Raw genomic sequence first — 25,663 nt, forward strand, 5'->3', positions numbered from 1 at the left:
CGGCCTCACGGCCTCACGGCCTCACGGCCTCACGGCCTCACGGCCTCACGGCCTCACGGCCTCACGGCCTCACGGCCTCACGGCCTCACGGCCTCACGGCCTCAGGCGCCGAGCCAGAGGTCCGGCCCGAACACCTCGTAGTGGATGTCCGCCGCCGGGACGCCCGCGGTCAGCAGCTGCTCGCGGACGGCGCGCAGGAAGGGGAGCGGCCCGCAGAGGTAGGCGGTGGTGCCGGCCGGGACCTCGACGGTGGAGAGGTCCACCAGACCGGTGCGCTCGGCCGGCCACTCGCCGAGCGGCCGCTCGTAGAAGACGTGCGAGTCCGCGTTCGGCAGGTCGGCGGTGAGCCGTGCCAGTTCGGCCCGGAAGGCGTGGCTCAGCTGGTCGCGGTCGCCGTGGACGGAGACGATCCGCCGGGTGGAGCCGGTGGTGGCGAGGTGGTCGAGCATGGCGGTCATCGGGGTGTTGCCGATGCCGGCGGAGGCGAGCAGCACCGGGCCGTCGCCGTCGGCCAGGGCGATGTCGCCCAGCGGGGGCGCCAGTTCGACGGGGTCGCTGGCCTTCAGGTGGTCGTGCAGGTGGCCGGAGACCTCGCCGCCGTCCTCGCGCTTGACGCTGAAGCGCAGGGCGCCGTCGGCGCCGCCGGAGAGGCTGTACTGGCGGATCTGCCGGGCGCCGTCGGCCAGTTCGGTGCGCACCGAGACGTACTGGCCGGGGCGGAAGGCCGGGACGGGGCGGCCGTCGGCGGGGCGGACCAGGTAGCTGGTGACGGCCTCGGTCTCCTGGTGGCGGGCGATCACGGTGTAGGGGCGCCACAGGTCGGCCGGGTCGCCGCCGGCGGCGGCCTCGGCGCGCAGTCGGTCCTCGACGGCGATCAGCGCGTTGGCCATCAGCCAGTAGACCTCGTCCCAGGCGGCGGCGACCTCGGGGGTGACGGCCTCGCCGAGCACCTCCACGATGGCGGCGAACAGGTGCTCGTGGACGATCTTGTACTGGCTGCTGTCGATGCCGACCGAGACGTGCTTGTGGGCGATGCGGGCGAGCATCGCGTCCGGCCGCTGGTCCGGGTCGGCGATCAGGGCGGTGGCGAAGGCGGCTATCGAGCCGGCCAGCGCCTCGCGCTGGGTGCCGTTGGCCTGGTTGCCCCGGTTGAAGAGGTCGCGCAGCAGCTCCGGGTGCGCGGCGAACAGCCGGTCGTAGAAGCGCGGGGTGATGTCGCCGATGGCGGCGCCCACGACGGGCAGGGTGGCCTCGATGACCTCGGTGGACTTCGCGGACAGCATCAGTCGGGCTCCTAACTGGTATCTGAGATTCGTATTAAAGGCTGTGAAAGAGGCGCGCGGCCCCGGTGGGCCGATCGGCCGGTGGGTCCGGCAGTCTCGGTGGATCAGGCGGTGCCGGTGACGCCGGTGGGTCAGGCGGTGTCGGCGGGTCTCGCGGTGAGGCTGAGCAGGACCGGCCCGGTGGGGGAGGCCACCAGGTCGTCGATGGAGAGGTGGTCGAGCGCGGCGAAGAACGCCTCCTGGGCGCCCCGCAGCGCTCCGCGCAGCCGGCACGCGGCCCGCAGCGGGCAGGGCGGGTCGTCCTCGCAGCCGACCACGTCGCCGACCCCCTCCAGCTCCCGCAGCAGCAGTCCGAGCGAACCGGTCCGCCCGGCGAAGGTGAGCATCAGCCCGCCGCCGCGACCGCGCCGGGCCTCCACCACCCCCAGGTGCTGCAGCCGGCTGACCACCTTCGCCGCGTGGGTGTACGGCACGCCGACCGACGCGGCCACCTCGCGGGTGGTCGGGTTGTCGCCCTCGCCCAGGACGGCCAGTCGCATGGCGATCCGCAGGGCGATGTCGGTGCTCTTGGTCAGCCTCACGTTCGGAACGCTATCGAATGCGACTCCGCAACTCCAATTTTCTGCACGACGTCGATCGAGACCCCGGTCACGTCGATCCGGAGCCCTCGGCCCGGTCGGGGCCGTGGCGGGTCCGCGCACCCTCGCGCGGCGATCGGATCTGAACATTTGGCGACATTAGTAGTCACTCCCTGACGGAAAGTCAGGGCGGCTTCTACGCTTCCCCCGGCTCCGAACCCACCACAGCACCACCACACGTTCGTCCGTGCCGAGCAGCTGGAGAGACCCGTGAGAACACCCCGCACACCCCGTCGTACCCGGACGGCCGTGGCCGCGATATCCGCGACCACGGCCGCACTGCTGTCGCTGCCCGCGACCGCCGAGGCCGTCACACCGCCGCCGGCCGTCGCCGCGCACCTGGCGGTGGCGCCGTACCCGGCGGGCGTCGCGCTGACGCCGGACGGCGGCCACGCCTATGTGACCAGCCAGAGCAGCGGCGCCGTCAGCGTGCTCGACACCGCGAGCAACACCGTGTCCGGCGGCTTCACCGCAGGGTCCGGCTCGTACGCCGTGGCCGTGTCGCCCGACGGGCACCGGGCCTACCTGACCCACCACCTGGACAACGCCGTCAGCGTCGTGGACACCGCGACCGACGCCGTCACCGCGACCGTCCCGGTCGGCGCCCAGCCCTGGGGCCTCGCCCTCGCGCCGAACGGCTCCCGCGCCTACGTGAGCAACGCCGCCGCCAACACCGTCAGCGTGCTGGACACGTCGTCCGACACCGTGACCGCGACCGTGCCGGTCGGCGCCGAGCCGCACGGCCTGGCCGTCTCCCCGGACGGCGCCCGGTTGTACGTCGCCGCGTCCGGCGCCAAGGCCGTCACCGTGGTCGACACCGCGAGCGGCACGGTGAGCGGCACCGTCCCGGTCGGCCACGGCGTCTTCGGCCTCGCGCTCAGCCCGGACGGCACCCGGCTGTGGACCGCCGACGGCGACGACGGCACCGCCGCCGTGATCGACACCGCGGCCGGTACGGTCCTCGGCACCGTCGCCGTCGGCTCCGGCCCCTACGCGGTGACCGTCTCCCCGGACGGCACGGCGGCCTACGTCTCCAACTACGCCGACAACACCCTGAGCGTGGTGGACACCGCGAGCCGGACGGTCACCGCGACCGTCCCGGTGGGCGCCAGCCCGTACAGCCTGGCCCTGACCGCCGACGGGCGGCACGGCTACCTCGCCGACTTCACCGGCAGCGCCGTCGACGTGGTGACCTTCCCGCTGCCGGTGCCGGACGTGACCGCGATCAGCCCGAACGGCGGCTCCGGGACGGGCGGCACCGCGGTGACCATCACCGGCACCGACCTGGCCGGCGCCACCGCCGTGACCTTCGGCGCGGCCGGCGCCGCCACCTCGTTCAGCTGCACGAAGACCAGCTGCACCGCGACCGCCCCCGCCACTACCGTCGCCGGAGCCGTGGACGTGCGGGTCACCGGGCCCGGCGGCACCAGCGCGGCCGTCGCCGCCGACCGCTTCACCTACACGGCTCCGGCCGCCCACCTGGGCGTCGCGCTCACCGCGACCCCGGTCACCGGGCTGCTCTCCAGCCGGGTCGACTACACCGTCACCCTCACCGGCCAGGGCCCCGACCCGGTGACCACGGCCACCGTCGCCGCCGACCTGCCCGCCGGGCTGACCACGACCTCCGGCGACTGCACCGTCGCCGCCGGGAAGCTGAACTGCGCGCTGACCGCGCCGCTGGCCAAGGGCGCGAGCACCACCCGGCACTTCTCGGTCGGCGTCGGCCTGCTCACCCTGCTCCGCAGCTGGGACGTCACCGTGGCGCGCACCGCCGGGGCGCCCGCCGACCCGTCGCCCGCCACCAGCCGGGCCACCCGCAGCTGCTCCGCGGTGCTCGGGCTGCTGATCACCTGCAAGTAGCGCACGGGCAGCCGCCCCGGGCCCCGCCGGAACCCTCCGGCGGGGCCCGGGGCGCGAAAAGCCCTGGACCAAGTGTCCGATCCGGACGTACAGTCCAGGCATGTCCTCGGAAAACCCCGACCCCCGCGTACGGACCTGGTCCCCGGTCTGCCGCGCGGTGGCCCTGCTGCTCGGCCCGTACGCCGAGGTCGTACTGCACGACACCGCCACCGACCGGGTCCTCGCCGTCTGGAACCCGATGACCCCCCGGGCCCCCGGCGACCCGTCACTGCTCGGCGAGCTCGACGGGATCGACCCCTCCGCCCCCGACGTCTACGGCCCGTACGCGAAGCTGCTGCCCGACGGACGCCGGCTCTCCTCCGTCAGCGCCGTACTGCGCGACGACGACGGGAAGCCCACCGCGGTGCTCTGCGTCAACCTCGACCGCGGCCCGCTGGAGCAGGCCGCCGCCCTGCTGGCCGGCTTCGCCGCCCCCACCGCGCCGCGCCCCGAACCGCTCTTCGAGCGCGACTGGACCGAGCGGATCAACGACGTGGTCGGCGGGTACGTCCGCGCCCAGGGCCGCCCGCTGGAGCGCTTCACCCGCGAGGACCGGCTCGCCGTCCTGGGCGAACTCGACCGGGCGGGAGTGTTCGCCGTCCGGCGCGCCGTCCCCGTCGTCGCCACCGCGCTGCGGATCTCCCGCTCCAGCGCCTACAGCCTGCTCGCCGAGCTCAAGCAGCACCCCGCGGGCCCCGGCGAGGAGGACCACCAGTGACCCGGCTCCCCGACTTCCGGCTCGAAACCCACTTCTCGCGCTGGGAGTTCACCGCCCGCCACCACCTCACCGCCTCCGACGCGCAGACCATGACGATGGCCGAACTGCTCGCCCTGGCGGGCCCCGAGGACCGCGAGGCCTGGGACACCCTGGCCCTCGGCTACACCGAGACCTTCGGCGACCCCGGGCTGCGCCGCGCCGTCGCCGGGATGTACGAGCGGGTCGGCGAGGACGACGTGATCTGCTTCGGCGGCGCCCAGGAGGGGCTCAACCTCGCCATGCAGGTCCTGCTCGAACCGGGCGACCACGCGGTGGTGCTGACCCCGAACTACCAGTCCGCCGAGACCGTCCCGCTCTCGCTCTGCGAGGTCACCGGCGTCGCGCTGGACCCGGAGCGGGACTGGGCGCTGGACCTGGACGCGGTCGAGGCGGCGCTGCGGCCGAACACCAGGGTGCTGTCGGTCAACTTCCCGAACAACCCGACCGGCACGGTGATCGACGCCGCCGACTTCGTCCGGCTGGCCGAGCTCTGCGACGAGCGCGGCATCCGGCTGTTCTCGGACGAGGTCTACCGCGGCCTGGAGCGCGACCCGGCCCGCGCCCTGCCGCAGGCCGCCGACCTCTCCGCGCGGGCCCTCTCGCTCAACGTGACCTCCAAGTCGCTCGGCCTGCCCGGCCTGCGGATCGGCTGGATCGCCTGCCGGGACCAGGAGCTGCGCTCGCGCCTGGAGCGGGCCAAGCACTACACGACGATCTGCAACTCGGCGCCGAGCGAGGTGCTGGCCCGGATCGCGATCACCGCCCGCGACCGCATCCTGGCCCGCAACCGCGCGATCATCGCCGGGAACCTGCCGCTGTTCGACGCCTTCTTCGCCGAGTTCGCCGACCTCTTCGAGTGGCGCGCGCCGGACGGCGGCTGCGTCGCCTTCCCGCGCTACCTGGGCCCGGACGGCGTGGAGGAGTTCTGCACCGCGCTGGTCGAGCAGGCGGGTGTGCTGCTGCTGCCCGCCGGGATCTTCCGCTCGGAGCTGACCCCGACCCCGGCCGACCGGTTCCGGATCGGCCTCGGCCGCCGCGACCCGGGCCCGGGCCTGGCGGCCTTCGCCGACTGGCTCCGCAAGCGCTGAGCGGCGCTTCCCATGCTGAGCGGCGCTTCCCGTGCTGAGCGGTGCTCCCGTGCTGAGCGGTGCTCGCGGTACTGAGCGGCGTCTCCGTACGGCGAAACGGCCGGGGCGCCGGCCACCGAGGGGAGTCGGTGGCCGGCGCCCCGGCCGTCACGGCCGTCAAGGCTGCTGCCCGGGAGCGCTCAGAGCTTCTGCCAGGCCGGCTTGGCCGCGTAGGTGTCGCGGAAGTAGTCGGCGAGCTTGAGGCGGGAGGCGGCCGCCTCGTCCACCACGACGGTGGCGTGCGGGTGCAGCTGCAGCGCCGAGGCGGGGACGACCGCGGAGAGCGGGCCCTCGACGGCGAGCGCGACGGCCTCGGCCTTGGCCTCGCCGGTGGCGAGCAGGACCAGGTGGCGGGCCTCCAGGATGGTGCCGATGCCCTGGGTGATGACGTGGTGCGGGACCTCGTCGAGGCTGTCGAAGAAGCGGGCGTTGTCCTCGCGGGTCTGCCGGGTCAGGGTCTTGATCCGGGTCCGGGAGGAGAGCGAGGAGCAGGGCTCGTTGAAGCCGATGTGGCCGTCCGTGCCGATGCCGAGCAGCTGGAGGTCGACGCCGCCGGCCTCGGCCAGCGCGCGGTCGTAGGCGGTGGCGGCCGCGGCGATGTCGGAGGCGTTTCCGTCCGGGCCCAGGAAGGAGTCCTCGGTCAGGCCGAGCGGCTCCACGACCTCGCGCAGCACCACCGAGCGGTAGGACTCCGGGTGGCCGGCGGGCAGGCCGACGTACTCGTCCAGCTGGCAGATGCGCGCCTCGGCGGCGTCCAGTCGGCCGTCGCGGACCCGCTCGGCCAGGGCCTGGTAGATCGGCAGCGGGGTCGAGCCGGTGGCCACGCCGAGCAGGGCGTCGGGCTTGTCGGTCAGCAGATCGGTGATCGCCGCGGCGATGAGTTCGCCGGCCGCACGGGCGTCAGGGACGATCACGATTTCCATACTGGGTCCACCGTTCTGAGGCGAGGCTGAGGTCTAGACCTCCAAGGTCTAGACCAGTTTGCCGTGAAGGGGTGCCCCAGGTCCACCCGGGTCCGCGTTCCGGATGATCTCCGCCGCCGCCTCTTCTGCCTGATCGGGACGGCTGCCGCCCGATCGGCATGGCCGGGGCCGGTCGTCGGGACGGGATGTCCCGGCGGCCGGCCCCGGTGGTGGTGCTCTTCACTGCTTCCCGCCCCCTGGTCGTCCGGACGGCTGCCCGGTCGTACGGACGGCGTGGGGGTGGTGGGTGCGGCGCCTCGGCGGCCCCGCGGTCAGAACGGGTGGGTACAGGTGGTGACCTGCTTGGCGACGTCCAGCGCGGGGCCGGCGGTCGCGCAGATCATGCGGGGGGCGCCGGCGGTCACCCGCGGGGTGACCGCCTTGGCGGAGCCGAACCGGACGGTGGTCGCGGAGGCGACCGCCTCCCAGGGGCTGCCCCAGGCGGCCTGGGTGCGGACCTCGACCCGAACCAGCGTCAACTGGCCCGGGTCCGCGCTGACCTGGGCGACGCCGACGATGCCGGAGCCGTCGGCCTGGTGCGAAATGCAGGGCTGGTTGAGCACCGTGGCGCAGAGCGCGGTGTCGGTGTCGGACGTCGCGGTGGCCGCTATGGCCGGGGCCGCCGTCAGGCCGGCGATCCCTGCCGCCGCCATCACCACAGCTGCGATCCGAGCGCGCATGATACGAACCTCCTTGGAAATTAAGGGAATCTCACTCCTTGAGATGAGTCTTGCACACATCGTGAACGTGTTGTGTGTGCGTTGCGTCACACTCATGGTGACCGTTCAACTACATCCTGCAACCATTCCTTATCTGTTCAGCACACGGACAACTCCAGTCCTGACGGATGATCAGTTCATGGGCGGAAGAGGGCGGTTCCTCACCCGTCCGGGTGGCGGGTTTGCCCCCGGGGCGAATGGGACGGATACCATCGACCCCATCCCACGGAGGTATCGACCCGATCACACGGAGGTGCCGCGTGGACACGGTCATCGTCCAACTGCCCGGCCCCGGGCCCGGGATGAGGCCCGGTGGGGCCCCCGGCCTGCTGCGGATGGGCCCGGGCGAGACGGCGGTGTTCGGACGCGGGGAGCCCGGCCGGCCGGTCCCCATCCCACTGCCCGACCAGGGCGTCTCCCGTCGGGCGGGGGAGGTGGTCGCGGCCGAGGACTACTGGCGGCTGTCCAACTTCAGCACCTCGGCCACCTACGTGGTGGAGAACCTGGAGGGCGCGGGGGAGCACGTCAAGGTCGCGCCCGGCCGGCTCGGCGCCCCCGTCCCGTTCGAGCTCTCCCGGGTGCTGCTGCCCGCGCTCGGCGAGCCCGCGGCCTTCAAGGTCTTCGCCCCGCAGCACGCCTACCTCGACGGGCGGCCCGGCGGCGCCGACGGCGAGCACACCGTCAGCCCGTTCGCCCTGGACCCGACCGCCAAGTACTTCCTGGTCCTGCTCGCGCTCTGCGAGCCCCGGCTGCGCTCGCCCTCCGCCGCCGTCGTCCCCGGAGTGACCGAGGTGCTCGCCCGGCTGCGCGCCCTGCCCGGCTGCCGCGGGCTGAGCCGCTCGGCGGTCAACTACCACATCGACTACCTGGTGGAGGCCAAGCTGCGGCTGCGCGAGCCGTACGAGGAAGGGCCGGCCGGCGGCAAGCGCGAGGAACTGGTGGCGCTGGCGCTGAAGTTCGACCTCGTCCGGGAGGAGCACCTGGCCCTGCTCCCGCCCCGGCGCCCGGTCGCCCGGCCGTGACGCCCGGCGCCCCGTCCGAGCCGTCGCCGGGGTCCGAGCCTGAGCCGGAGCCGGGTTCCGACCCCGGGCCGTCCGGGGGCCCGTCCTTCGCGGTCCCGGAGGGCTACCCGATCGCCGGCTACCGCCTCGGCGCCTTCCTCGGCGCGGGTGCCTGGGGCAGCGTGTACGCCGCCGAGGGCCCCGACGGGAGCCAGGCCGCCGTCAAGATCCTCGGCGCGGCCCGGTTCGCCCCCGGTCAGCGCCGGACCGTGGCCCGGATGGCCCGCAGCGAACAGCGCTTCAGCCGCCGCGCCGACCACCCCCACCTGATCCGAACCCTCGCCGTGGCCACCGTCGAGGACCCGGACCACCCGGCGCTCGACGGTGCCGTCGCCCTGGTGATGGAACGCGCCGCCGGCAGCCTCCAGGACCTGCTGGGCGAGGCCCGCCCCGGTGCGGCGGTGCCCGGCGCCGAGCGGATCCTGGCCGAGGTCTGCGCCGGGCTGAGCCACATGCACCGGGTCGGCTGGGTGCACGGGGACCTGAAACCGGCCAATGTCCTGCTGATGCCCGACGGCACCGCGAAGATCGCCGACTTCGGCCTCACCGCCGAGCTGGAGGGCACCCACGCCTACGCCCCGCCGCTGGGCTCACCCGACCACGTCCCGCCCGAGTGGTGGTCCGAGCGCACCGGCGCCCGCGGCATCGCGGTGCGTCCCAGCGCCGACGTCTGGGCCTTCGGGGTGATCGCCCACCAGGTGCTCACCGGCGGCCTGCACCCCTTCCTCGGCGCCACCAGTCGGGCCCGCTCGCTGGCCGCCCAGGCGTACGCGCGGGGCGCCGCGCCGCTGCGGCTGCACGAGGCGCTGCCGGTGCGCTGGCGGCCGGTGGTCGCCGCCTGCCTCGCCCCCGGGCGGGAGGAGCGGACCCGGACCGGGCCGGCCGGGCTGGCGGCCCTGGTCGCCCGGGCCGCGGCCGCTCCGGGTCGGGGTCGGGGCCGTCGGGCCGCTGTCCGTGTAGCCGTCCGGTCCGGCGCGGGCCTGCTCGCCTGCGGGCTCGCCGTCCTCGCCCTGGCCGGTGGCCCGGAGTCCGGCGGTCCGGAGCCCGGCGGGCCGAGCGCGGTTGAGCGCGCGGCGCCCCCGCTGTCCGGCGCGATCCCGGCCGGATCGGACGTCCCGGTGGCCTACCGGGGCATGATCGAGACCGCGGCGCGGCGCTGCCCCGAGCCGGAGGTCACCCCGGCGCTGCTGGCCGCCATGCTGAAGGCCGAGAGCGGCTTCGACCCGAAGGCCGCCCGCCCGGAGACCGGCGAGTACGGCATCGCCCTGTGGACGCCCTCCGTCTTCGAGGCCTGGGGCAAGGCCGCCACCCACGCCGGTCCGAAGTCGTACTGGGATCCGGGCGACGCGATCGCCGCGATGGGCAACTACGCCTGCTGGCTCGACCAGCAGATAAAGCGCCACGGCTTCACCCGCGACCTGCCCGCCCTGGTCGCGGCGGCCTACCGGACCAGCGACAAGACCGTGGCGACCGCCGGGGGCGTCCCGGAACGGCTTCGGCAACATGTCGACAAAGTGCTTCAGTACCTTCATGGCTACGGTGGGTGACTGCCGAATTGGGATGAGTTATGCCACATCCCTATGTATCCGGCGCGGGCACCCGGGTGACGGGCCTCCGGTCTGGGATCCTCGGCGGCATGATCACGAAGCTCCGCGCGGCTCTCGCGCAATGGACCGTCGTCGTCCCGGTGGTGTCGTTCCTCGTCCTCGCCCTGACCTGGCACAAGGAACTCCCCGGCTGGGTGGTGGCGGTGGTCGCCTGCTTCCTGGTGGGCGCCGTGCTGTCGGCCGTGCACCACGCGGAGGTGATCGCGCACTGGTCGGGGGAGCCCTTCGGGTCACTGGTCCTCGCCGTGGCGGTCACCGTGATCGAGGTCGCGCTGATCGTGACGCTGATGGCCGACGGCGGGGACAAGTCCTCCACCCTGGCCCGGGACACCGTCTTCGCCGCCGTGATGATCACCTGCAACGGCATCCTCGGACTGTCCATCCTGGTCGCCGCCGTCAAGTACCGGACCGCCGTCTTCAACGCCGAGGGCACCGGCGCCGCGCTGGCCTGCATCGCCACCCTCGCGACCCTCAGCCTGGTGCTGCCGACCTTCACCACCAGCTCGCCCGGCCCCCAGTTCTCGACCACCCAGCTCACCTTCGCGGCCACCGCCTCGCTGGTGGTCTACGGCCTGTTCGTGGCCACCCAGACCGTCCGGCACCGCGACTACTTCCTGCCCGTCACCCCCGAGGGCCGGGTGCTGGCCGAGGAGGAGCACGCCTCCCCGCCCACCCTCCGGGCCGCCGGGATCAGCCTGCTGCTGCTCGCCGTCGCCCTGGTGGCGGTGGTGGGCCTGGCCAAGGGCGTGTCGCCGACCATCGAGAAGGCGGTGGACGACGCCGGGCTGCCGCACGCCGTGGTCGGCGTCGTGATCGCCATGATGGTGCTGCTGCCGGAGACCATCGCGGCGCTGCGCGCGGCCGTCCGCAACCGGGTGCAGACCAGCCTCAACCTCGCCCTCGGCTCGGCGCTCGCCAGCATCGGCCTGACCATCCCGGCGGTCGCGATCGCCTCCACCTGGCTCTCCGGCCCGCTCGTCCTCGGCCTCGACCCGGCGCACATGGTGCTGCTGAGCCTGACCATCGTGCTGCTCACCCTCACCGTCATCCCGCGCCGGGCGACCCCGCTGCAGGGCGCGGTGCACCTGGCGGTGCTGGCGGGGTACGTGGTGCTGGCGCTGAACCCGTGAGGGCCCGTCGGCCGTAGTCGACAGTGGAAGCCCCTGCCACGTTCCCCCGTGCGGTCAGGGGCTTCCGCCGTTCCCGGGGCCGGATCGGGTGGTGCCGGTGGTGCCGGTGGTGTCAGTGGGACTAGTGAGATCAGTGGGACTGGTGGTGAACCCGGGAGGCGGTGCCGGCCGTGGTACCGGATGAGGGCCCCGGTCCGCCCCCGTGGTCGGGGCCCTCGTCGAACCCGGCGCGACCGCCGTTGATCCCCCCGAGGGGTCCGCGCCGCGGAACGACGGAGAGCCCCTGGTCCCGCTGCTGCTCGCGGGCCGGGGGCTCGGTTGCGTCCGGGCCCCGGCGCGGCGGGTGGACCCGTACGGCAGGGGTGGCCGGTATTGGCCGGTTCGCGGGGCGGCCTGCGTGTCGGGGCGGCGGGCGGGCGCCGGGGTTCTCTATCGTCCGTCCGGAACCGCCCAGTCCGAGGACTCCGTCGCGCGGACAGCCGATCCGACCCGTGGGAGAGTGCGATGCCCGGCCCAGAGCAGACCGTCCGGCCCGAGGAGACCGTCAGTGGCGGGGAGGCCGTCCAGGACGGGGGGAGCGCCGACGTCATCGTGGTCGGCGCCGGACCGGCCGGCTCCACCGCCGCCGCCCACCTCGCCCGGACCGGACTGGACGTCCTGCTGCTGGAGAAGTCCGCCTTCCCGCGCGAGAAGGTCTGCGGGGACGGCCTCACCCCGCGCGCCGTCAAGCAGTTGACCGACCTCGGCATCGACGTCTCCGAGGAGGCCGGCTGGCTGCACAACCGGGGCCTGCGGCTGATCTCCGGGCACCGCTCGGTGGAGTTCGACTGGCCCGAGCTCTCCGCCTACCCCGGGTACGGACTGGTCCGGCGCCGCGCCGACTTCGACGAACTGCTCGCCCGCAAGGCCGCCTCGCTCGGAGCCCGGGTGGTCGAACGCGCCAATGTGACGGGCCCGACGCTGGACGAGCGGACCGGCCGGATCACCGGGGTCACCGCCAAGCTGGGAGAGGAGCGCCGGCCGGTCGCCTACCGGGCCCCGGTCGTGGTCGCCGCCGACGGCAACTCCACCCGGCTGTCGGTGGCGATGCGGCGCTACCGCCGCACCGACCGCGCGATGGGCGTCGCCTACCGGACGTACTTCACCACCCCGAGGCACGACGACCGCTACCTGGAGGTCTGGCTCGACCTGCGCGACCCCGACGACCGGGCCCGGCGCCAGTTGCCCGGCTACGCCTGGGTGTTCGGCATGGGCGACGGCACCGCCAACGTCGGCCTCGGGGTCCTGGACACCGCCGGGACCGAGGCGGACTGGCGCGAGGTGCTGCGGCGCTGGTGCGACGGCCTGCCCCCGGAGTACGGCTACACCCCCGACGCGGTCACCGAGCCGATCCGCGGTGCCGCCCTGCCGATGGGCCTCAACCGCGCGCCCCACTACGCCGACGGCCTGCTGCTGATCGGCGACGCGGGCGGGACGGTCAGCCCGGGCACCGGCGAGGGCATCGCCTACGCGATGGAGTCCGGCCGCTACGCCGCCGAGACCATCGTCCAGGCCCTCGCCCGCCGCACCGACCGCGGTCGCGAACTCGCCCTGCGCGCCTACCCGCAGGCGCTGCGCTCCGCCTACGCGGGCTACTTCGCGCTCGGCCGCCTGGCCGCCGACATGCTGGGCCGCCCGAAGCTGCGCGGCGCGGCCGGGGCGGCCGGGCTCGGCCACCCGGCGCTGCTGAAGGCGGCGTTCCGGCTGATGGCCAACCTGACCGAGCCGAACTCCAAGGACGCCCTCGACCGGCTGCTCCACCTGCTCGGGCGGGTCGCCCCGGGGAAGTGACCCGGGCGCGCCGGACCGCTCATCCTCGCGGACGGGCGGTCCCGGTGTCCCGGCTTTGGCCGAATCCGCCGAGTCGAACGCGCAGTCGCACGGATCATGTTGACGAATGATCAGATGATCCGATTGCCTGGTGTCGAACCAGCCACGGAGGGTGAGCAGAACGCTCCTCCGTGGCTCCTTTTTCGACCGCTGACCCGTTCGACGGAGACACCGTGCGCCTTCGCCTTCGCCTGCTCGTCGCGCCGCTCGCCGCGGCCGCCGCCCTCACCGCCGTGACCGTCCCCGCCGCCGTCGCGGCCCCGGCGGCCACCCCCGCCGACCAGTGCTCCGCCGCCTTCCGCCACGACGACGCCCGCCTCGGCCCGGCCGACCTCCCGACCGCCGGGCCGGTCGGCCGCCAGCTCGTCGGCTACCAGCGCACCGGCGGCGCGGGCGAGCAGGACTTCCTGGCCAAGTACTACGACCCGGCCGGCAACGGCGGCAAGGGCGGCTGGATATACCCGCCGGCCGACGGCTACGTCACCCTGCCCGACGGCAGCCCGATCGAGTTCGACCTCACCCTCTACCCGAACCAGAACATCGACCGCTACGGCAGCGAGTACGGCGCCTACCTCGCCCCCGAGGGCCTGCCCTATGCCAGCCGCGCGCTCCCGCCGCAGAGCCTGGACGGCACCCCGCCGGCCGCCTGCAACTACCACGACTACAAGGTGGTCAAGGCCTTCACGGTGCACGCCGGCCCGATCGCTCCCTGGTTCAACCAGCCCGGCTGGGGCCTCCAGTACCAGCTCGACGCCACCCTGCTGCCCGGCGGCCCGGCCAAGCTGAACGTGCTCTGGCTGGTGGAGAACGGCTACCTGGCCCGGATCTGACCGCGCCCCGTCCGCCCGCCCGGTCCGTACGCCCGCTCCGTCCACCAGGGCGGAGCGGGCGTACGGGCCCGGAGGCCGGAATATTCGCTGGCGGGCCCGGGGGAGCGGGGGATAGGAAGACGGGATGACCATCAGCGATCCCGGCACCGCCCAGCGGCTGTTCCGCCCCACCGTCCTCGACCTCGGCGACGCCGTGCTGCGCCCGTGGGGGCCCGGCCTCGACGTGTCCGGCGGAATCGTGCCCGCCCTGCTCGCCGCCGCGGCGGACCCGGCCGTCGCCCGCTGGAACCCGCTCAGCGCCACCGGCCCGCTCGACCCGCAGGCCTACCTGGAGCGCTGCGAGGCGAGCTGGGCCGACGGCAGCGCGGCCTCCTTCGCCGTGATCGACGCCGCCGACGGCAGCCTCTGCGGCAACGCCTACCTGGGGTGGAGCAACCGGGACGACGGCGTGGCCATGGTCGGCTACTGGCTGCTCGCCGCGGCCCGCGGTCGGGGCCTGGCCACCCGGGCCACCACCGCCGTCACCCGCTGGGCGGTGGAGCACGCCGGCGCCCGCCGGATCGAGCTCTACCACGCCGTCGGCAACGAGGCCTCCTGCCGGGTCGCCGAGCGGGCCGCCTTCCCGTACGAGGGCACCCTGCGCGCCTCCTACACCTACGGCGGGGGCGTCTACACGGACGAGCACCTGCACGCCCGGCTGGCCTCGGACCCGTTCACGGACTGAGCGCCCGCCCGCGGGCCCGCGGCCGGCGGAACGGCTCAGCCCCGGACGGTCCCGCCGCGGACCGCGTACGCGTGGGCGGTGGACTCGGCGAAGCGCTCCTCCTGCATGGCCGTCAGCCGCTGGACGACCAGGACGGCGAAGACGGCGGCGACCACCTCCAGCACGTCGGAGGCCAGCAGCCAGCCGAGGGCGGTCTGGTAGTCGTCCGGGTACTTCGCCGAGTTCAGGTAGTTGGCGCCGTACCGGCCGGTCGCGTTGGCCAGCCAGAAGGTGGCCCACCAGAGGTTGACCAGCGGCTGGGGGTGCGGCAGGCGCACCCCGGAGGCGTCCGGCCGGGCGCTGGCCGTCCAGGTGTCCACCGTGATCCGGAACGGGAACCAGAGGGCGACCACGGGGGTGAACCAGCCGCCGATCGCCCAGCCGCGCTTGAACCGGTGCCCGCTCGGGTCGAAGACCTCCGCGTTCACCCGCACCCGGTGGAACCAGGTGATGAAGGCGACCGCCGAGGCCAGCAGGGTGAGCGTCTGGACCAGGCTGACGTTGTCGTAGAGCAGGGCCGCGTCCGTCAGCGCGGACTCGTCGGCCAGGTCGGAGTCGGCGGCGAACTCCCCCGCCTCCCCGTACAGGCGGAAGCCCGCGGCGAGCGAGGCGAGGGTCGCGGTGCCGCACACGGCGAGCAGGACGGTGGCGGCGGTGGAGCTGGGTCTGGGCGAGCGGTACAGGGCGGGCGAAGGCATCGGGGACGGACTCCTGGACTGGACCAATGTGACGGGGCGACACCCTAGGGCCTGCGGGCAGCCCCGGACCAGCGGCTTTTCGCGGACCGCACCGCACGACGGGCCCCGGCGCGTGGCCGCCGCCCCCGCCGCTGCCCCGGCCCGCGCTCCGGAGCGACGGCGCACGCGCGGAGCGGCGGTCCGGGCGGCGCGAACCGACGGCCGCGCGGCCCCCCGCCGTGGCTCCTTGCCACGGCCCCCCGCCGCGGATCCACGGGGCGCAGGCTGCGCGCGCGGCGGGGGAGCGACCTAACCTGGAGGAGAGCGTTCGGTGCGTCGCCCGCGAACGGAAGCGGTGGTCATGACGGTGGTCTCGGCGGCTCTCTTCGGTACCGACTGGTGGCAGCCCGCGCTGCCCGGCGGTGCCGAGTTGCTGCGCGAGTGCGCGGTACGGGGCTGGACGGTCGTGCTGACCGGCCCCGGGCCGGCCGGGGCTCCGGCCCTGGCCGTGGCCGACCCCGGGGGCGACCCGGTGCGGGCCGCGCTGGACCTGGTGGACGGCAGGCCCTCGCACGCCGTGGCCGTCGCCGGGAGTGTGCGCGAGGTCCGGGCGGCGCGGCGGGCCGGGGTGCCGTGCGTCGCCCTGGCGGCCGGCCGGGACACCGGCCCCGAGCTGCGGGCGGCGGGCGCGGCCGAGGTCCACCGCGACGCCGCCGCCCTGTTGAGCGTCCTGGACGACAGCCTGCTCGCCCGCCCCCGGGCGTTCGGGCCCGTCGGCGCCGGAACAGGCGGTGCCCGGAACGGTTAGCGCGAGCCCGTACCGGGCAACCGCCCGGGTGCGAGCACGTCACCCGAAGTGTCGGAGGTGACCGAGATGGACGGACCCGCGTTGAGCGGATGGGAGCGGCGGCTCCTCGAGGAGATCGAGTCCGATCTGCGCCAGGACACACGGCTCGACCGGAAGCTGAGCACCATGGGCGCCGAGCCGCCGAGCCGGGTCCGGGGCGTGCTCCGCGGCATCGGGCGCAGGTTCTCGGCGGGGGTCGTGCTGACCGCCCTGGTGATGACGATGATCTGCCTCGGCGTGGGCCTGCGGACCCCGGCCACCGCCGTACTGGTCGCGCTCGGCGTGGTCTGGGCGGCCACCGTGGCGGCCGCGTTCGCCGCCTCCGAGCTGCTGCGCCGCCGTCGCGCCGGCCGCGGCCGCACCGAAGCGGTGGACCCGGCGGAGGCCCGGGAACGCCGGGAGCGCCGCGAACGGCGGCCCTGGGACCGTCCGGAGGCGTGACACCATGACCACCGACCTGTGGGAGTACCGCCCGGGCTCCCATCCCGCCGCCGACCTCACGCTGGTCGGGTACGAGGTGCTCGCCACCGACGGCCCGGTCGGCCGGGTCGAACAGGACGCCGGGGACCACCTGCTGGTCGACGCCGAACCCTGGGTGCCCGGCACCCGGGTGCTCGTCCCGGCCGGGCTGGTCGCCCGGCTCGACCACCTCGACCGCGCCGTCCACCTCGACTGCCCGCGCGCCAGGCTCAGCTCCGCCCCGCCCGCGGCCGTCGACCTGACCGCCCCGCACCCGCGCTGAGCGACCACGCCATGGGCTGGCCGTCCACCACGCTCACCGGACGCGTGATCGCCTTCCTGGTCGCACCGTACGGGGCCGAACAGGTCGAACTGACCGACCCCTGGCAGGCCGTCGCCGAGTCCGGCGGCACCCCGCGGCTGCTGTCCACCGCCGAGGGCCGGGTCCGCACGGTCCGCCACCACGCGGAGGGCGACACCTTCGCCGTGGACGCCCTGGTCGCCGAGGCCGACCCGGCGGCCTACGACGGGCTGGTCCTCCCCGGCGGCGTCGCCAACCCCGACCGGCTGCGCCTGGACCGCCCGGCGGTCGCCTTCGTGCACGCCTACTGCGCCGCCGGCCGTCCGGTCGCGGCGATCTGCCACGCGGCCTGGACGCTCATCGAGGCCGACGCCGTCCGCGGCCGCACCCTCACCTCCTGGCCCAGCCTGCGCACCGACCTGGTCAACGCCGGCGCCCACTGGGTGGACGAGCCGGTCCACGTCTGCCACGACGGCCCCGGCCCGCTCGTCACCAGCCGCAAGCCGGGCGACCTGCCGCTGTTCGACGACGCCTTCGTGACGGAGTTCGCCCACGTGGCGGCGAAACGGAGGCGGTGAGCAAGGGGAGCGAGGGCGGGGTCAGTCGCCGCGGAGGCGGAGGAAGGTGGCGGACGGCGGGCGGCCGGTGAGGGTGAACTCGGCGCGGAGCGGGGCGGTCAGCGGGTGGACCGGGCCGTGGTCCGGGTCGGTGGCGGGCGGGCCGAGCAGGGGGCGGGCGAGCTCGGCGACCTCGCGGGACTGGACCGGGGTGAGCCTCGGGGTGGTCAGGAACACCCGGCCGTCGTCCAGCTGGAGGATCAGCGCGTGCGGGTGGGCGGCCGGGCCGGTGACGGCGCGGACGGTGGCGTCGAGGGTGTCGCCGCGGCGGTACTTGACCCAGACCCGGCCCGCGCCGCGCGGGCGGTACGGGGCCGCCGCGGCCTTGCAGACCAGTCCCTCCACCCCGGTGTCGGCGAGCCGCTCCGTCCACTCCAGCGCCTCCGCCCGGTCGGTGGTGGCCATGACCGGCCGGATCGGCGGCGGGACGTCGGCGAGGGCGGCGAGCAGCAGCCGGCGGCGGTCGGTGAGCGGAAGGGCCCGTACGTCGCGGCCGGGCAGCGCCAGCAGGTCGAAGGCGATCAGGCCGAGCGCGACCCCGGTGGCGGCGGCGCGGGCCCGGCGGGTGCGCAGCAACTCGCCGAAGGCGAACCGGCCGTCGCGCCAGGCGACCAGCTCGGCGTCCAGCACCAGGCCCTCCGGCAGCCGGGCGACGGCGGCGGCGATCGGGGGGAACTCGGGGGCGAGGTCGCGGCCGCCGCGGGACTGGAGGTACGCGGGCCGCCCGCCCCGGGCGAAGGCGACGCAGCGGAAGCCGTCCAGCTTCAGCTCGTACTGCACGCCCCCGCCGCCCAGGCCGTCGGCGGGCGGGACGGCGGCCACGGCGGCCGGGCGCATCACCTCGACGGGCGGGTGCAGCACCTGGGCCGGCCGCGCTCCTTCCGCCCGCCTGGTCGGTGGTGACCCCGTCGGCGGTGGCGCCGCCGGTGCGCCGGGCAGCGGCCGGGCCCGCTCCGGGTCCAGCAGCGGGGCGAGCAGGTCGCCGTGGGCGGCCAGCCGGTCGGGCACCTCGGCGAGGGTGAAGACCAGGTCCCGCTCGTCGGCGGCCCGTTCCAGCTCCGCCCAGGCCAGCGGGGTGGAGACGGTCGGCAGCGGCCTGGCCCGCAGGGTGTACGGCGCGGCGGTGGTCTTCTTGGCGTTGTTCTGCGACCAGTCGACCAGCACCCGGCCCCGGCGGCGGGCCTTGGCCATGGTGTGCACCACCAGCTCCGGGTGCTCGGCCTCCAGGGCGGCGGCCAGCGCCTTCGCGTACCCGGAGACCCGGGCGCTCGGCGCGGGCTCGATCGGGACCAGCAGGTGCAGGCCCTTGGAGCCGGAGGTCTTCACCCAGGCCGCCAGGCCGTCCGCCGCGAGCCGCTCGCGCAGCAGCAGCGAGACGGTGCGGCAGGTGAGCATGTCGGCGCCCTCGCCGGGGTCCAGGTCCAGCACCAGCCGGTCGGCGAGGGCGGGTCGGGCCGCGTGCCACTGCGGGACGTGCAGTTCCAGGCAGCCCAGGTTGGCGACCGCCAGCAGCGCCGCGCCGCTCTCCAGCACCACCTGGCGCAGCTCGCCGGTGTTGCTCGGCACGTCGACCGTGCGCACCCAGTCCGGGGTGCCGGGCGGCGGGTTCTTGGCGACGAACACCTCCGCCTCGACGCCGTCCGGGCAGCGGAGGAAGGAGACCGGGCGGTCGCGCAGGTGCGGGAGCAGGGCGGCATGCACGGCGGCGTAGTAGCGCAGCACCTCGCCCTTGGGCGTGCCGGTGCGCGGGTAGTACACCTTGTCGAGGTGGGAGAGGGCGAGGGTGCGCCCGTCCACCGTCATCTGCGGCACGGTCCGCCTCCGATGCCTCCGATGCCTCCGGTGGGGTGGCCCCCGCTGTCAGTCTGCCCCGGTCCGGCGGCCACCGCCTCGGCGCCGCCGCTCCGGGCCGTCCGCGACCGCGGACCGCCTCACCCCCGTGGGCGGCCGGCCGGCCGGGGCGCGCCCGGGTAGGTGCCGAAGTACCAGCGGTTGCCCTCCGGGTCGGCGGCGGCGAAGTCGCGCGAGCCGTAGTCGGTCTCGTACAGCCCGGTGGTGATCCGGGCCCCGGCGGCCACCGCGCGGGCGTGCACGCCGTCCGGGTCGGCGGTGACCACGTACGCGGTGAAGCCGCCCGGCAGGCCCGGCCACGGTTCGGCGTTCTCGGGTGTCGGACGGTCGGAGCCGAGCATCACGCCGCCGCCCTCGGGCCAGGCGAGTTCGGCGTGCGCGACGAACTCGCCCTCGCCGTAGGTGACGACCTCCTGGAAGCCGAAGGCGTCGACCAGGAAGCGGATCAGGGCCCGGGCGTCGGTGGCGCGCAGGTTGGGCCAGACCTGCGGGGCGGGGGTCTCGGTGGTGTCCATGGCTCGCTCACTCCTCGGGACGTGCGGGTGGCCGGGCCGGTGGCCGGGCCGGTCGCGTTCTCTTCCACTCTGCGGCCGCGCCCCGGGCCCCGCCTCGAAGGTCGCGCGGACTCGCCCGCTCCGGCTGCGCGGGGTCGCGGGCGGAGGCGGGGTTGCTTATGGTGAGGGCGCGGTCACAGCCCCCTTCCGCCCCGACGGCGGGAGCCCGGGAGCACCGCCGGGGGGATGCGGGGGGACCAGCGGGGGGAACCACCGACGAAGGAGTCCCCGTGACCACTGCCCGAGACATCATGCACACCGGCGCCCAGTGCATCGGCGCCCACCAGACGCTCGCCGAGGCCGCGCGGATGATGCGCGACAAGCACGTGGGCGCGCTGCCGATCTGCGGCGACGACCAGAAGCTCAAGGGCATCATCACCGACCGCGACATCGTGCTGCGATGTATCGCGGAGGGCAAGGACCCGGCCACGATGACGGCCATCGAACTGGGCGGCCACCTGCACTGCGTACGCGCCGAGGACAGCATGGAGGCGGTGCTGCGCAAGATGGAGCAGCACCAGATCCGGCGCATCCCGGTGATCGACGGGGACCGGCTGGTGGGCATGATCAGCGAGGCCGACCTGGCGATGGGCCACCGCGAAGGCCAGCGGCTGACCGATCAGCAGATCATCGAGTTCATGGACAGCGTGTACCTGAAGCACTGACCGGCTGACACCCCGCCCGGCCCGCCCCGCTCCGTTTCCGCCCTGCCCTGCCCCGCCCCGCCCGCTCCGGTGACCGGCCGGCCCCCCGTACCGGCCGGGCCCTTCGAGCGTGCCGGGCGGGGCAGCGGTGCGTCTTGTACGAATGCGCACGCCTCAGCTCCCGGAGCCCCCTGGGTCCAGGACGGTGCTGGTCACCCGCCCGCTGACCCGGTCGGTGACCCGCTCGGCGGGCCCGGGCAGGGCGGCGGCGGTGCGCCGGGCGGCCAGGAACGCGCGCGGCGAGCAGCCGACCATGGCGCGGAAGGTCCGGTCGAGGTGGGACTGGTCGTAGTATCCGCAGCGCGTGGCCAGGTCGGCGCCGGTGGGCCGGTACCCGGAGCGGTGGTCCTCGGAGGGGTGGTCCTCGTGCGCGGTCAGGGCGTTGAGGGTGCGCTGGAGCCGGAGGATGCCGGCCGCCTGCTTGGGGGCCAGCCCGAGGTGCTCGCGGAAGCGCAGCTCCAGTCGGCGGCGGCTCCACCCGGTGCCCTCGACCAGGGTGCCGATCGGCACCAGCCCGTGCGAGTGCCGCAGTTGCCGCCAGACCCAGTGCACGGACGGGTCCCAGTCCGGCCCGTACGCGAACAGTGCGCCGAAGTACCCGTCCAGCATGGCGAACCGGGCCGGCCAGCTCGGCGCGTGGGCCAGCCGGTCGGTCAGTGCCCGCAGCCGCGGGCCCAGGACGTCCCCGGCCTCGGCCCAGTGCCCGCCGAGCTCGCCGGCCAGCGGCCCGAACGCCCGGAACGCGCCCTGTGGGGTGAGCGAGACGGCCAACCCGTGCAGCGCGCCCGCGTGTTCGGCGACCGTCGCGGTGCGGCGCAGCCCGGCCGCGACCGAGCCGAAGGAGGCCGCGGCCGCGGGGGAGACGGCGTCGGTGAGGCTCATGGTGCCCTCGAAGGCGAGCGCCACGGTGACCACGTCCGTCGGCACCTCCAGCCGTCGGAGCGGCTGCCGCAGCGCCAGCCGGTAGCCCCGGTAGCCGAGCACGTACCCGCGCAGCGGCGCGGCCGGCGCGCCGAGGACCGTCCCGGGAGGGGTGTTCCGGATCATCGCAACTCCCCAGCTCGGTCCGGCGGGTGACACGCGCACGGGCCATCGTAGGCGGCACCGCCCGGCCCCCGGGAGGGCCCGGGCGGCGCGGGGCGTCTCAGGAAGCGGAATCCGGTTTCTTGCCAGCCGAGATGGGGGCAGACTGGCGGGCATGGGAAAGCAGTACGAAGCCATCGACGGTCGGCTGCGCCGGTTCATCGAGCGCCAGCCGGTCTACTTCGTGGCCACCGCCCCGTTGGCCGCCGACGGGCACGTCAACCTCTCGCCCAAGGGCCGGTCCGGGACGCTCGCGGTGATCGACGAACTCACCCTCGCCTACCTGGATTTCGGCGGCTCGCAGGCCGAGACGGTCGCCCATCTGCGGGAGAACGGCCGGATCACCCTGATGTGGTGCGCGTTCGAGGGCCCGCCGACCGTGGTGCGGGTGCACGGGCGCGGGGAGCCGGTGTTCCGGGACGACCCGCGGTTCGCCGAACTGCTCGGCCACTTCGACCCGTCCGCCGACGGATCCGGGCTGCGGGCGATCGTGCTGGTCCGGGCGGAGCGGGTCAGCGACTCCTGCGGGTACGCGGTGCCGTTCATGGACTACCGGGCCGACCGCGACCTGCACGCCCAGTACTTCGACCGGAAGGACGAGGAGGAGTTCGGCGCCTACTGCGAGCGCAAGCCGCTGGTCGGCAGCAGCATCGACGGGCTGCCGGCCGTTCCGCTGCCACTCCCGCCCCGGCCGTCCTGACCGGCCCGTTCCACCGGGGTGGCCGGGATCCGGGGGCCGAGGGGCCGGGAGCCGAGGCTCCGGCCGGGAACGCGACGAGGCCGCCGTACCCCGGGCGGGGTGCGGCGGCCTCGTGGCCTACGTCTTACTTGCCCAGACCGGCCTTGACGGAGCAGACCGGCCAGGCGCCGGGGCCCTGGGCGGCGAGGACCTTCTCGCCGATGGCGATCTGCTGGTCCTTGGTGGCCTGGTGGGCCTGCGCGGCGTAGGAGGTGCCACCGAAGGCGGCCCAGGTGCTCTGGGTGAACTGCAGGCCGCCGTAGAAGCCGTTGCCGGAGTTGATGGCCCAGTTGCCGGTCGCCTCGCAGGCGGCGACCTTGTCCCAGACCGTGGCCGGCGCGGCGGAGGCGCTGGTGGCCGTGACGAGGCCGGCCACGGGCAGGGCGGTGATCGCCCCGGCCATCAGAGCCATCCGGACGCGGTTGCGGCGCTTCGGGGTGGCAGTGGTGGTGGCAGCGGCGGTCTCGTTACGGAAGGTCATGGAGTTCCTTTCGGAGGGGTCTGCGAGCGCGCGGAACCAGGCCCTCGGAAGGCCGTCGGTTTCGGGGACACGTCACTCGCGTGGTCCTGCACCGTTCTGCCCGGGGGCGGTTGGCCCGGCCGGAGCGGATCGCTCGGTGCAACGGGTTCGAAGTTACGGGGGTGGACGGGGCGGTTTCAAGGATCCGAAGGTTTAGCCACGTCAGAGGGGTGTTACCGCGCGTAAGGATCAAGGAAATATGGCGATTTCGCCCGATTTGCCACCATTTCCAAGATCAAATAGCCCCGGGAAGTGGCCCGCGCCACTCCCAACCCGCCCCGGAACCGGTGTGAGGCCGCCCACACGGTCGACAGCGTGTGACGGTCGGCCAGCCGCCGGTGCCGGTTCCGCCGCCGCGGCCGCCCGCCCGGGTGGCCCGCGCCACAGCCCTCACCCGGAGTGCCCCCTGCCGTCACTCCCGGTGGCGGGCATAGCCTCGGCCCCATGAGCAACGACAGCGATGCAGCGGACACGGCGGACGCGGGAGAGGCGGCCGCCGGTGCGGGAGGGGCGGCCGACGCCGGTGCGGGACGGGCCGCCGCGGCGGGGGTGCCGATCGGCGCCGAGGAGCACGAGGCCGCGGCCGCGCCCGCGGGCTTCGAGCTGGGCACCGACGGCCCCAGCGTGGTGCTGGCCGGCCTGGACGGCTCCGACTCCTCCTGGCGCGCCACCGCCTACGCCGCCGGACTGGCCCGCCGGCAGGGCGCCGTCCTCGCGGTGGCGTACGTCCAGCCGATCCTCGGCGCCGCGACCGCCCTGGCCGGGGCCGCGGTGGAGGAGACCACCCAGGAGATCGCCGAGGAGCTGCTGGCCGCCCTGCGCGAGGCCGAGCACCGGGTGCGCGAGGTGTGGAAGGTGGAGTGGCGCTTCCTGACCATGCGCGGCGACCCGTACACCGGCCTCGCCAAGCTCGCGGACGAGCTGCGCGCCGACGCCGTGGTGGTCGGCGTCTCCGAGCAGGCCGGGCACAAGGTGATCGGTTCGGTGGCGGTCCGGCTGGTCAAGGCGGGCCGCTGGCCGGTCACCGTCGTCCCGTAGGCGCCTGCCCTGAGGTGCGTGCCCCCAGCCTGGGGCGCGTGCCCTGAGCTGCGTGCCCCGGGCCTGAGGTACGTGCCCGGCCCGGGGTCGGGTAGCCGCCCGAAGGGCGCCGGAGCGGCGGCCGGTAGGGTGCGTGACCATGACGGACACGCGGGGCACGCACCCCTCCGAGCCCGCCCACCCGACCGGCAGTGACCTGCACCTCGACCTCCCCGCCACCGGGGGCCGGCGTGCCGCGCTGATGACGGCCCTGCGCGAGGCGATCCGCAGCGGCAGACTGGCCCCCGGCACCCGGCTGCCGCCCTACCGCGCCCTCGCCACCGACCTCGGCCTGGCCCGCAACACCGCCGCCGAGGCCTACGCCGAACTCGTCGCCGAGGGCTGGCTCACCGCCCGGCAGGGCTCCGGCACCACCGTCGCCGAACGCGCCGAGCCCGTCCCGAGCGGCCGGGCCCGCCGGCCCTCCCGCCGCCCCGGCCCCACCCACGACCTGCGCCAGGGCCAGCCCGACGCCTCCTCCTTCCCGCGCACCGCCTGGCTCGCCGCCGCCCGCCGGGCCCTCACCGCCGCCCCCAACGAGGCCTTCGGACCCGGCGACCCCCAGGGCCGGCGCGAACTGCGCACCGTCCTCGCCGACTACCTCGCCCGCGCCCGGGGCGTGCGCACCGACCCCGACCGGATCGTGGTCTGCTCGGGCTTCGCCCACGCGCTGCGGCTGCTCTTCGACGGTGCCGCGCCCGTCCTGCCGCCCGCCGAGCACGGCCCGCTGGCCGTCGAGGCGTACGGGCTGGGCTTCCACCGCGGGCTGCTGGCCGCCGCCGGCGTCACCACCGTTCCGCTGCCGATCGACGAACGGGGCGCCCGGACCGGCGAGTTGGCGAACCACCCGGACGTCCGGACGGCGCTGCTCACCCCCGCCCACCAGTTCCCCACCGGCGGCCCGCTGCACCCGGGCCGCCGCGCGGCCGTGGTGGACTGGGCGCGCGGGCGCGGCGGGCTGGTCCTGGAGGACGACTACGACGGGGAGTTCCGCTACGACCGCCAGCCGGTCGGCGCCCTCCAGGGGCTCGACCCCGAACGGGTGGTCTACCTCGGCAGCGCCAGCAAGAGCCTCACCCCCGCGCTGCGGCTCGGCTGGATGGTGCTGCCCGACCACCTGGTGGACCGGGTGCTCGCCGCCAAGGGCGAGCGCGAGGGCTGGGCCAGCGCCCTCGACCAGCTGACCCTTGCCGAGTTCATCGACTCCGGCGGCTACGACCGGCACGTGCGTCGGATGCGCCGCCGTTACCGCGAGCGCCGGGACGAGCTGGTGGCCGCCCTCGCGGCCCGCGCTCCGCACGTCGAGGTGTCCGGCATCGCGGCCGGCCTGCACGCGGTGCTGCGCCTGGAGCCGGGCACCGAGCGCTCGGTGCTCAAGGCCGCCGCCTACCGGGGCCTGGCCGTCGAGGGGCTCGCGGACTACCGGCACCCGGCGGTCGGGGAGGAGGCGATGCCCGCCGTCGACGGCCTGGTGGTCGGCTACGCCACGCCGCCGGACCACGCCTACCCGGCGGCGCTCGGCGCGCTCTGCGACATCCTGCCGCCGTGCGGGTGAGGGCCGCCCCCGGGAGCAGTGGCGAAGGATAGGC

At 75.1% G+C, this 25,663-nt stretch carries 25 protein-coding genes and 2 pseudogenes; 17 read left to right on the forward strand and 10 right to left on the reverse strand.

The genetic code is table 11. The features are described from left to right. Positions 1-101: 101 nt before the first annotated feature. Together ACFCY1_RS06230 and ACFCY1_RS06235 are read right to left on the reverse strand one after the other, a co-directional pair. Positions 102-1,283, reverse strand: a complete 1,182-nt coding sequence (locus ACFCY1_RS06230; RefSeq protein ID WP_375873726.1) for a globin domain-containing protein — start codon at positions 1,281-1,283, stop codon at positions 102-104. A 131-nt stretch (positions 1,284-1,414) separates the two neighbouring features. Beyond that, positions 1,415-1,864, reverse strand: a complete 450-nt coding sequence (locus ACFCY1_RS06235) for an Rrf2 family transcriptional regulator (protein ID WP_049652449.1) — start codon at positions 1,862-1,864, stop codon at positions 1,415-1,417. Between the two features lie 306 nt (positions 1,865-2,170). On the opposite strand from ACFCY1_RS06235, the gene ACFCY1_RS06240 reads away from it, so the two are divergent. From ACFCY1_RS06240 to ACFCY1_RS06250, 3 genes are all read left to right on the forward strand, one after another. Beyond that, positions 2,171-3,781, forward strand: a complete 1,611-nt coding sequence (locus ACFCY1_RS06240) for a beta-propeller fold lactonase family protein (RefSeq protein WP_375873727.1) — start codon at positions 2,171-2,173, stop codon at positions 3,779-3,781. 100 nt (positions 3,782-3,881) lie between these two features. Continuing rightward, positions 3,882-4,538 (forward strand): transcriptional regulator, encoded by a 657-nt coding sequence (locus tag ACFCY1_RS06245; RefSeq protein ID WP_049652446.1) that lies wholly within the window; start codon positions 3,882-3,884, stop codon positions 4,536-4,538. Then, positions 4,535-5,665 carry an aminotransferase class I/II-fold pyridoxal phosphate-dependent enzyme gene (locus ACFCY1_RS06250; RefSeq protein ID WP_375873728.1) on the forward strand — a complete coding sequence of 377 codons (1,131 nt, stop codon included), beginning with the start codon at positions 4,535-4,537 and terminating at the stop codon, positions 5,663-5,665. Before ACFCY1_RS06245 ends, ACFCY1_RS06250 begins: the two co-directional genes overlap by 4 nt. 179 nt (positions 5,666-5,844) lie before the next feature. On the opposite strand, the gene nagB is transcribed toward ACFCY1_RS06250, so the two are convergent. Both nagB and ACFCY1_RS06260 read right to left on the reverse strand, forming a co-directional pair. Continuing rightward, positions 5,845-6,627, reverse strand: a complete 783-nt coding sequence (nagB, locus tag ACFCY1_RS06255; RefSeq protein WP_049652442.1) for a glucosamine-6-phosphate deaminase — start codon at positions 6,625-6,627, stop codon at positions 5,845-5,847. Positions 6,628-6,938: 311 nt separating this feature from the next. Then, positions 6,939-7,346: a hypothetical protein gene (locus ACFCY1_RS06260; RefSeq protein WP_375873729.1), complete on the reverse strand. Its 408-nt coding sequence runs from the start codon at positions 7,344-7,346 to the stop codon at positions 6,939-6,941. Positions 7,347-7,645: 299 nt separating this feature from the next. Here ACFCY1_RS06260 and ACFCY1_RS06265 point away from each other — a divergent pair, with 299 nt between their 5' ends. From ACFCY1_RS06265 to ACFCY1_RS06290, 6 genes are all read left to right on the forward strand, one after another. After that, positions 7,646-8,407: a serine/threonine protein kinase gene (locus ACFCY1_RS06265; protein WP_375873730.1), complete on the forward strand. Its 762-nt coding sequence runs from the start codon at positions 7,646-7,648 to the stop codon at positions 8,405-8,407. Next, positions 8,404-9,993, forward strand: coding sequence for a protein kinase (locus tag ACFCY1_RS06270; protein ID WP_375873731.1), 1,590 nt, complete (start codon positions 8,404-8,406; stop codon positions 9,991-9,993). Before ACFCY1_RS06265 ends, ACFCY1_RS06270 begins: the two co-directional genes overlap by 4 nt. Positions 9,994-10,082: 89 nt before the next feature. Further along, positions 10,083-11,183: a calcium:proton antiporter gene (locus tag ACFCY1_RS06275; protein WP_074004922.1), complete on the forward strand. Its 1,101-nt coding sequence runs from the start codon at positions 10,083-10,085 to the stop codon at positions 11,181-11,183. 504 nt (positions 11,184-11,687) lie between these two features. After that, positions 11,688-13,013: a geranylgeranyl reductase family protein gene (locus ACFCY1_RS06280; RefSeq protein WP_049658498.1), complete on the forward strand. Its 1,326-nt coding sequence runs from the start codon at positions 11,688-11,690 to the stop codon at positions 13,011-13,013. A 212-nt stretch (positions 13,014-13,225) separates the two neighbouring features. Then, on the forward strand, positions 13,226-13,882 hold the full coding sequence (locus ACFCY1_RS06285) for a TNT domain-containing protein (RefSeq protein WP_074004920.1): 657 nt from the start codon (positions 13,226-13,228) through the stop codon (positions 13,880-13,882). A gap of 124 nt (positions 13,883-14,006) precedes the next feature. Next, entirely contained in the window at positions 14,007-14,606 is a 600-nt protein-coding gene (locus ACFCY1_RS06290; protein WP_375873732.1) for a GNAT family N-acetyltransferase, read from the forward strand. Positions 14,607-14,641: 35 nt separating this feature from the next. Here the strand turns inward: ACFCY1_RS06290 and ACFCY1_RS06295 are convergent, their stop codons facing one another. Then, a complete protein-coding gene (locus ACFCY1_RS06295) occupies positions 14,642-15,343 on the reverse strand; it encodes a DUF4328 domain-containing protein (protein WP_375873733.1) in 702 nt (233 codons plus the stop codon). A gap of 310 nt (positions 15,344-15,653) precedes the next feature. On the opposite strand from ACFCY1_RS06295, the gene ACFCY1_RS06300 reads away from it, so the two are divergent. The 4 genes from ACFCY1_RS06300 to ACFCY1_RS06315 all read left to right on the forward strand — a co-directional run bounded on the left by ACFCY1_RS06300 (position 15,654) and on the right by ACFCY1_RS06315 (position 17,507). Continuing rightward, complete coding sequence (locus tag ACFCY1_RS06300) at positions 15,654-16,130, forward strand: hypothetical protein (RefSeq protein WP_143204671.1); 477 nt, start codon at positions 15,654-15,656, stop codon at positions 16,128-16,130. A 66-nt stretch (positions 16,131-16,196) separates the two neighbouring features. Then, entirely contained in the window at positions 16,197-16,610 is a 414-nt protein-coding gene (locus ACFCY1_RS06305; protein WP_375873734.1) for a hypothetical protein, read from the forward strand. Positions 16,611-16,614: 4 nt separating this feature from the next. Next, a complete protein-coding gene (locus ACFCY1_RS06310; RefSeq protein WP_049660555.1) occupies positions 16,615-16,911 on the forward strand; it encodes a hypothetical protein in 297 nt (98 codons plus the stop codon). Between the two features lie 11 nt (positions 16,912-16,922). Next, positions 16,923-17,507 carry a type 1 glutamine amidotransferase domain-containing protein gene (locus ACFCY1_RS06315; protein ID WP_375873735.1) on the forward strand — a complete coding sequence of 195 codons (585 nt, stop codon included), beginning with the start codon at positions 16,923-16,925 and terminating at the stop codon, positions 17,505-17,507. Between the two features lie 21 nt (positions 17,508-17,528). Here ACFCY1_RS06315 and ACFCY1_RS06320 read toward each other — a convergent pair whose 3' ends face one another. The 3 genes and pseudogenes from ACFCY1_RS06320 to ACFCY1_RS06330 form a co-directional block, all read right to left on the reverse strand. Continuing rightward, positions 17,529-18,383: a DNA ligase gene (locus tag ACFCY1_RS06320; protein ID WP_375873865.1), complete on the reverse strand. Its 855-nt coding sequence runs from the start codon at positions 18,381-18,383 to the stop codon at positions 17,529-17,531. Positions 18,384-18,479: 96 nt separating this feature from the next. Next, a pseudogene (ligD, locus tag ACFCY1_RS06325) lies at positions 18,480-19,349 on the reverse strand (non-homologous end-joining DNA ligase); the annotation flags it as partial. Between the two features lie 128 nt (positions 19,350-19,477). Next, complete coding sequence (locus ACFCY1_RS06330) at positions 19,478-19,912, reverse strand: VOC family protein (protein WP_074004912.1); 435 nt, start codon at positions 19,910-19,912, stop codon at positions 19,478-19,480. 269 nt (positions 19,913-20,181) lie between these two features. Between ACFCY1_RS06330 and ACFCY1_RS06335 the strand changes: the two genes are divergently transcribed. Beyond that, positions 20,182-20,616 carry a CBS domain-containing protein gene (locus ACFCY1_RS06335; protein WP_375873736.1) on the forward strand — a complete coding sequence of 145 codons (435 nt, stop codon included), beginning with the start codon at positions 20,182-20,184 and terminating at the stop codon, positions 20,614-20,616. 153 nt (positions 20,617-20,769) lie between these two features. Here ACFCY1_RS06335 and ACFCY1_RS06340 read toward each other — a convergent pair whose 3' ends face one another. After that, entirely contained in the window at positions 20,770-21,702 is a 933-nt protein-coding gene (locus tag ACFCY1_RS06340) for a helix-turn-helix domain-containing protein (protein ID WP_375873737.1), read from the reverse strand. Between the two features lie 151 nt (positions 21,703-21,853). Between ACFCY1_RS06340 and ACFCY1_RS06345 the strand changes: the two genes are divergently transcribed. Then, the gene (locus ACFCY1_RS06345) at positions 21,854-22,438 is read left to right on the forward strand and encodes a pyridoxamine 5'-phosphate oxidase family protein (protein WP_049658863.1); all 585 of its coding nucleotides are present in this window, start codon (positions 21,854-21,856) and stop codon (positions 22,436-22,438) included. Between the two features lie 133 nt (positions 22,439-22,571). Here the strand turns inward: ACFCY1_RS06345 and ACFCY1_RS06350 are convergent. Next, positions 22,572-22,958, reverse strand: a pseudogene (locus ACFCY1_RS06350) (transglycosylase family protein); the annotation flags it as partial. Between the two features lie 483 nt (positions 22,959-23,441). On the opposite strand from ACFCY1_RS06350, the gene ACFCY1_RS06355 reads away from it, so the two are divergent. Both ACFCY1_RS06355 and ACFCY1_RS06360 read left to right on the forward strand, forming a co-directional pair. Then, positions 23,442-24,035, forward strand: coding sequence for a universal stress protein (locus ACFCY1_RS06355; RefSeq protein ID WP_375873738.1), 594 nt, complete (start codon positions 23,442-23,444; stop codon positions 24,033-24,035). 139 nt (positions 24,036-24,174) lie between these two features. Then, a complete protein-coding gene (locus tag ACFCY1_RS06360) occupies positions 24,175-25,629 on the forward strand; it encodes a PLP-dependent aminotransferase family protein (protein ID WP_074004909.1) in 1,455 nt (484 codons plus the stop codon). Positions 25,630-25,663 lie beyond the last annotated feature (34 nt).

The organism is Kitasatospora sp. NPDC056273, from assembly GCF_042268845.1.
In the GTDB taxonomy this organism is placed as follows: domain Bacteria; phylum Actinomycetota; class Actinomycetes; order Streptomycetales; family Streptomycetaceae; genus Kitasatospora.